Below are 1934 nucleotides of genomic sequence, written 5' to 3'. Positions count from 1 at the left end.
TGCCGGAGAGATAGGCGATGACGCCGAAGGAGGCCGCCGCGATCATGATCGGCACGATCGCCAGCCCGTCCAGGCCGTCGGTGAGGTTCACAGCATTGCCTGCTCCGACGATGACGAAGCAGGAGAACGGAATGAAGAACCAGCCGAGATTGACGATGAATTCCTTGGCGAAGGGAAACGTCAGCGACGAAGAGAACGGCGCCTGGCCATTGTGCATGATCACCCAGGCGGCGATGCCGGCGATAACGAATTCAAGCGCCAGCCTTGCCTTGCCGGAAAAGCCGAGATGTGACTGTTTCGTCACCTTCAAATAGTCGTCGTAGAAGCCGATCGAGCCGAAGCCCAGCGTCACCAGCAGCACCACCCAGACATAGATGCTCGACAGGTTGGCCCACAAAAGCGACGAGCCGATGATGCCCGACAGGATCATCAGTCCGCCCATGGTCGGCGTGCCGGCCTTCTTGAAATGCGTCTGCGGTCCGTCGGCGCGGATCGGCTGGCCCTTGCCTTGCCGCAGCCGCAGCGAATTGATGATGGTCGGCCCGAAGATGAAGACGATCAGCGCCGACGTGATCAGCGCCCCGCCGGTGCGGAAGGTGATGTAGCGGAAGACATTGAAGACCGAGACCTTGTCCGCAAAATCGACGAGCAGTGTAAACATGCGCTTTTCGTCCCCCGACCTAGGTCTGTTTTCTGGCTGTCGATTCAGCCGGGAATTTGCCCAGCAGCGCATCGACCAGTTTTGCAAAGCCGATGCCCTTCGACGATTTGATCATCACCACGTCGCCCGGCTTGAGCGCGGCAAGCAGCACCGGCTTCAACTCCTCGACACCGGCGCGGTATTCCGTCTTGATCTCAGCCGGCAGCGCTTCTGCCAGCACCCGCATTTCCGGGCCGCCGAGAAAGACGGTCCGCGTGCCCGTGCCGACGATGAGGTCGGCAAGGGCTGCATGCAGCTTGGCCGAATGGTCGCCAAGTTCGAGCATGTCGCCGAGCACGGCGATGCGGCGGCCCTCGCCCGTCACAGGCGTCGCGTTGAGCAATGCCATGGCAGCAGCCATCGATGCCGGATTGGCGTTGTAGCTTTCGTCGATCAGCGTGATCAGTCCACCTGGGTAGCTCGAAGTCGAGCCACCTGGGTGGCTCGAAGTCGAGCCACCGGGATGGCGCAGCACATGGCGCTTGCCGCGCCCGCGTTCGGCAGAGAGATCGGCCAGTGCTGAAGCCACCTTGTCGAGATCGGCGCCGACCAGATGCGCAGCACCCAGTACCGCCAGCACGTTCTGCACCATATGGCGGCCGGGCGCGCCGATCCGCGCCGTCACTTCGTGGCCGCCGATCCTGGCGATGATGTCGGAGTGATCCGCATGCAGTTCGCATTTGGTGAGCTTGAAGGTAGAGCGCGCATTCTCGCCGAAGCCGTAGACGTGCTCGACACCGGTGGCATGGGCCATCTTGTCGAGCAGCTTGAAGCGCGCATCGTCGCGGTTGAGGATGGCGGCCCCCTCGGGCTCCAGCCCTTCGAAAATCTCGGCCTTGGCCTTGGCGATCTCGTCCAGATTGCGGAAAAAACCGAGATGCGCCGCCGCGATCATGGTGACGATGGCGACATGCGGCCTCACCATTTTTACCAGCGGCCGGATTTCGTCGGGATGGTTCATGCCGATCTCGAATACGGCATAGTCGCAATCATCAGGCATGCGCGCCAAGGTCAGCGGCACGCCCCAGTGATTGTTGAAGGACTGCGCCGAGGCATGCACCTTGCCGACGGCTTGCAGCACATGGCGCAGCGCTTCCTTGGTGGTGGTCTTGCCGGCCGAACCGGTCACAGCGATGATTTTCGCGCTCGAGCGGGCGCGCGACGCAACTCCAAGCTTTTCCAGTGCGACCAGCACGTCCTCGACGACGATAATCGGCGCTGTCAGCCGCCCGAG

Annotated in this window: 1 protein-coding gene and 1 pseudogene; both read right to left on the bottom strand. The window is 62.2% G+C overall.

Annotated elements, in window-relative coordinates:
• Positions 1-517 (bottom strand): annotated as a pseudogene (mraY, locus tag EOC06_RS44235) (phospho-N-acetylmuramoyl-pentapeptide-transferase); the annotation flags it as partial.
• 163 nt (positions 518-680) lie between these two features.
• Positions 681-1934: Mur ligase family protein (locus EOC06_RS34195; RefSeq protein ID WP_245470315.1), on the bottom strand; the 1254-nt coding region annotated here is incomplete at its 5' end.

This window comes from Mesorhizobium sp. M7A.F.Ca.MR.362.00.0.0, assembly GCF_004023175.1.
GTDB lineage: Bacteria > Pseudomonadota > Alphaproteobacteria > Rhizobiales > Rhizobiaceae > Mesorhizobium.
The sequence above is the reverse complement of the archived record's forward strand: the minus strand, read 5'-3'. Positions and strand labels throughout refer to the sequence as shown.